The organism is Kitasatospora sp. NPDC059747 (assembly GCF_042732955.1).
Classification (GTDB): domain Bacteria; phylum Actinomycetota; class Actinomycetes; order Streptomycetales; family Streptomycetaceae; genus Kitasatospora.
Window position 1 is genome coordinate 1 of sequence record NZ_JBHWGV010000243.1, and the last position, 4,296, is coordinate 4,296.

Here is a 4,296-nt window from a genome sequence, read left to right on the forward strand (position 1 = left end):
ACAGCGCCGATGGTACTGCAGGGGGGACCCTGTGGGAGAGTAGGACGCCGCCGAACAATCATTCCAAAAAGACCCACTCCCGATCGGGAGTGGGTCTTTTTGCGTTTCCGGTGATTTTCCGGAGAGGCTCAGTTGTCGTCCTCGCTGTCCTGGCCGTCCTGGCCGTCCGGGGCCTGCGGGTTCACCTGGGCGTTCGCCGACGGTTGGGCTTGTGCCGGCGCCTGGGTTGGTGCCTGAGCCGGGGCCTGAGCTTGGGCCGGCGCCTGTGCCTGGGCCGTGGCCTGGGTGGGCGCCGCGGGCGCGGACGGCGCGGCCGTGCCCCACTTCGGCCGGCTGAGCCATTGACCGGCGCTGTTGGTGAGCCGGGCGACCCCGGTACCGTCCGGCTGCATGCTGTAGAGGTCGGCGGTCGCGCCTGCGGGGGCCTGGGCGAAGACGATCGACCGGCCGTCGGGTGCGTAGGAGGCGGCGCCGTAGTAGGCGTCGGAAGGGGCGGGAGTGAGGGCGGCGATGGCGCTCCCGTCGGGGTGGACGGTGTAGATGCCGCCGCCGGGCGCGTTCTCGGGGCCGGCCGGGTAGGTGGTGAAGAGGATCTGGCTGCCGTCCGGGGACCAGCTCGCGCGGTCGCCGGCGCGGAGCTCCCAGGGGGTGAGCTGACGCAGGCCCGTCCCGTCGGTGTTCACGACGTACACGGCCCGGGAGTTGGCGGGCTGTCCGCTCGCGCCGGTGCGGTACTCGAAGGCGAGGCGCTTGCCGTCGGGGGACCAGCTGGGGTTCCCGACCTCGCCGGAGTACGGCTTGTCGTTGGTGAGGAAGGTGAGGCGCTGGACGTTGGTGCCGTCCGGGGCCATCAGGTAGAGGTCGGAGTACTGGATCTGGGTGGTGTTGTTGCCGGCCGGGTTGACGGCGCCCCAGGAGCGGCTGAACGCGAGCTGCGTGCCGTCGGGGGAGTAGGCGGGGGCGCGTTCGTCCTCGTTGCTGCAGTCGGCGGTGCCGTTCTCGCAGAGCTGGCCGATCTGGTGCTCGCCGTCGCCGCTCGCGGCGACCGTCCAGAGCCGGGCGGTGCCCGTCTGCGGGTCGGTGCGGTCGAAGGTGATGGTGCTGCCGTCGGGGGACCAGTCGGGACGGTCGTCGCGGGCGCGGGCGGGCGGCTGGGTGACCTGGTGTTCGCCGCTCCCGTCGGGGCCGACGGTGACGATGGCGCTGGTGGTGCGGCCGGGGTCGACGAACGCCCGGCCGGCGATCAGGCCGTTGTGCGCCGCCACCGCGGCGGCGCCGGTGGCACCGGCCGCGGCGCCGACGACGCCGGGGGTGGGGGAGGCGGTCGTCGGCTCGGGCGTGGCGGTGGGGCTCTCGGGCCGGATCTCGGAGAGCGGGATCTCGCCGGGCTCGGCTCCGCAGCCGGCGAGCAGGGTGCCCAGCAGCAGAAGGCCCGCACCGGCGCTTGCGCGGGTGCGGGCCCTGGTCGTGGCTGACTGCCCTGTGCCGGTCATCCGCGTCATCTCCGTCTCCGGCCTCGCGGCCGCTCCGACTCTCGCTCCGTCGCCGATTCAGGACGAAGGCCCCCGAACGGGTCTGTCACTGTGTCAGACGGGAGGTGTCGGCGGCCGGGCGACACGCGTCGGAGCGCGTTCGCTCGGCCACACGGAGTAATGGCGGAGTGGGGGCGGCAGGCAGGGGAGGCGACGGACCCGGGCGGTGAAGGGCCGGGACCGGTCGGCGGGCTCAGCCCTTGGCGGCGCGGCGCTCGGCCTTGGCGAGGGCCTCCGCCTCGTCCTCGGCCTCGGCGACCTCCAGGGTGGGCGCGGTGCCGCCCAGCTGGGCCGGCAGCCACCAGGTGTCGTTCGGGCCGGAGGGCTTGCCGGGGTACTCGCGCTGGGCGCGGTCGAGCATCTCGCTCATCGCGGCGCGCAGTCTCCGGGTGACCATGACCGGCTTGTCGCCGGCGGTGAGGTGGATCGGCTCGCCGATCATGATGGTGACGGGGACGTGCCGCTTGGTCAGGGTCTTCGGGCGGCCCTTGGTCCAGAGCTGCTGGGTGCCCCACAGGACGACGGGCAGCAGCGGGGTGCCGGAGTCGGCGGCCATGCGGGCGGCGCCGGTCTTGAACTTCTTCAGCATGAACGAGCGGCTGATGGTCGCCTCGGGGAACACCCCGACGACCTCGCCGGCCTTGAGGGCGCGCACCGCGGCCTCGTACGCGGGCTGGCCGTCGGTCCGGTCGACCGGGATGTGCTTCATGCCGCGCATCAGCGGGCCGGAGACGCCGTGCTTGAAGACGTCGTCCTTGGCCATGAAGCGGGTCTTGCGCTTGCCGCCGCGGTAGGCGCCGAGGCCGGCGAAGAGGAAGTCGAGGTAGCTGATGTGGTTGCTGACCAGCACGGCTCCGCCCTTGGCGGGGATGTGCTCGGCACCCACGATCTTGATGCGCACGTCGAGCGCGCGGAAGGCGGTGAGTGCGGCGCCGATCACCGGCGGGTAGACGAACTCTGCCACGGTCAGTCCTGACTTCCACGGGCCGGGGCCCGGTACGGCGGGGACCCGCGCCGTTGCGCGGGGGCCGACCGGAGCACGGCACGCCGCGGCGGTCACGGGTGATACACGGAGATGATCCCCCGAACGAGTGCCTGCTGTCACCTGAGGCGTGCCGTCAAGCGGATATTCGCCGTGTGATATCGGTGATGAATCGAGGTGGGAACTTTTCCCGGTCGGGTCAGGCCACGACGTCGGGGCGGCCCTGGGCGCGGCGGATCAGCAGGTACATCTCGCAGCCGAGGCAGTAGCCGAACGCGGCGTTGAGGAAGGTCGCGGCCAGGGCGAACGCGGTGGTGAGCAGGCCGAGCCAGGGGACGGCGCTGAGGAAGCCGAGGCTGCCGACGGCGGCGAAGACCAGACCCACGCCCTGGGCGAAGCGCGGCGGGCGCTCGTCCTCGGTCGCGGTGGGCGGCGCCAGGTGGGGGCGGACGAAGGTGCGGTAGAGCCAGCCGTAGGGGGACAGACGCAGGCCGCCGAACGCGGGGAGTGCGAAGACGGCGGCCTGGAGGGCGAGGAGCGAGCCGCTGCCGGTGATCAGCACGGCGGCGAGGACGATCGCGCTGAGCGCGGCGGAGAAGCGGGGGCCGCGGGGGTCTATCTGCACAGGGGCTCCGGGAGGGTCGCGACGGGCGGCGGCGGGGGGCGCGTGCGGGCGGCGCGTCAGCGACGGTGACAGCGGGAGGCGGTGGCCCGGCCCAGGGCGACGTGGCGGCGGGAGGTCGGTATCGGCGGCTGCGAAGGGCGGTCGGAATCCACTCGCCGATGCTACGCGGGCCGAGCGTCGGCGGGCGACCTGTCTATGACAATCCGCTTTTGGGATGAGCATGAGACTGCCGCAGACTGGGGGCGGGCGGGTCCTTTGGCTGTGCGTCACCGGGTTGCCGGTGGCGGCGGTGGGGCGCGAGCTGCTGCTGGTGAAGGTGCGACGGGAGGTCGAAGGTGTCCACCGAGAACGGGACGGTCCGGCTGTCGGAGGCGGAGCTGGGCGGGGCGCTGGGGGAGCGGGCAACGCTCGTCCAGTTCTCGACGGCGTTCTGCCAGCCCTGCCGGGCGACCCGGCGGGTGCTCGCGGAGGTGGCCGGCATGGTCGACGGCGTCGCGCACGTCGAGGTGGACGCGGAGGAACGGCTGGAGCTGGTGCGCCGGCTGGAGATCTTGCGGACGCCGACCGTGCTCGTCCTGGACGCCGGTGGGCGCGTGGTGCGACGGGCGGCCGGGATGCCGCGCAAGGCGGACGTGATCGCGGCGCTCGGGCGGGCGGTCTGAGCACGTGACGGCGAACAGATGACAGATAACAGATGACGAAATCTGTTATCTGTCACCTGTCATCTGTTCGCCGTCATCGGTTCGTCGTCGGCGCCGGGAATCCCGCCGCGGATGTGCCGCCCCGTCGGGTGGTGTCGGGGGTGGGCTGGGGCAGGATGGGCGCAGGCGGTGGTGCAGCCCTTCCGGCGTAAGCTACTGGCCAGTAGTGACCACTGGGCTACCGGCGAGTATGCTGCCAGGAAGTTCCGGACCGGCACGGGAAATCCGCTGCCCGGAGCAGGTGCGAACCATGTTCGCACCGGCTTGCACAGCCGCAGCCGCCGGACGAGACCAGTACAGGAGACAGGCCGTGAGCTTGAGGATCGTTGTCTGTGTGAAGCACGTGCCGGACGCGACGGGCGACCGTCGTTTCGCGGACGACCACACCACCGACCGGGAGGGCGTGGACGGCCTCCTGTCGGAGCTGGACGAGTACGGCGTGGAGCAGGCGCTGCG

4 protein-coding genes and 1 pseudogene are annotated in these 4,296 nt (G+C 72.4%); 2 read left to right on the forward strand and 3 right to left on the reverse strand.

Features of this window, described 5'->3' with window-relative positions; all coding sequences use genetic code 11:
- Positions 1–128 precede the first annotated feature (128 nt).
- The 3 genes from ACFV4G_RS43065 to ACFV4G_RS43075 all read right to left on the reverse strand — a co-directional run bounded on the left by ACFV4G_RS43065 (position 129) and on the right by ACFV4G_RS43075 (position 3,139).
- Positions 129–1,493 (reverse strand): TolB family protein, encoded by a 1,365-nt coding sequence (locus tag ACFV4G_RS43065; protein ID WP_380449056.1) that lies wholly within the window; start codon positions 1,491–1,493, stop codon positions 129–131.
- Between the two features lie 232 nt (positions 1,494–1,725).
- The gene (locus ACFV4G_RS43070) at positions 1,726–2,496 is read right to left on the reverse strand and encodes a lysophospholipid acyltransferase family protein (RefSeq protein WP_380449058.1); all 771 of its coding nucleotides are present in this window, start codon (positions 2,494–2,496) and stop codon (positions 1,726–1,728) included.
- 217 nt (positions 2,497–2,713) lie between these two features.
- Positions 2,714–3,139 (reverse strand): DUF4395 domain-containing protein, encoded by a 426-nt coding sequence (locus tag ACFV4G_RS43075; RefSeq protein WP_380449059.1) that lies wholly within the window; start codon positions 3,137–3,139, stop codon positions 2,714–2,716.
- Between the two features lie 335 nt (positions 3,140–3,474).
- On the opposite strand from ACFV4G_RS43075, the gene ACFV4G_RS43080 reads away from it, so the two are divergent.
- The gene (locus ACFV4G_RS43080; RefSeq protein ID WP_380449061.1) at positions 3,475–3,801 is read left to right on the forward strand and encodes a thioredoxin family protein; all 327 of its coding nucleotides are present in this window, start codon (positions 3,475–3,477) and stop codon (positions 3,799–3,801) included.
- A gap of 349 nt (positions 3,802–4,150) precedes the next feature.
- Positions 4,151–4,296, forward strand: a pseudogene (locus ACFV4G_RS43085) (electron transfer flavoprotein subunit beta); the annotation flags it as partial.

What these genes read in the sequence shown, in the direction of transcription:
- ACFV4G_RS43065 (WP_380449056.1), bottom strand. Translation starts at nt 1,493, where the DNA reads ATGACCGGCACAGGGCAGTCAGCCACGACCAGGGCCCGCACCCGCGCA.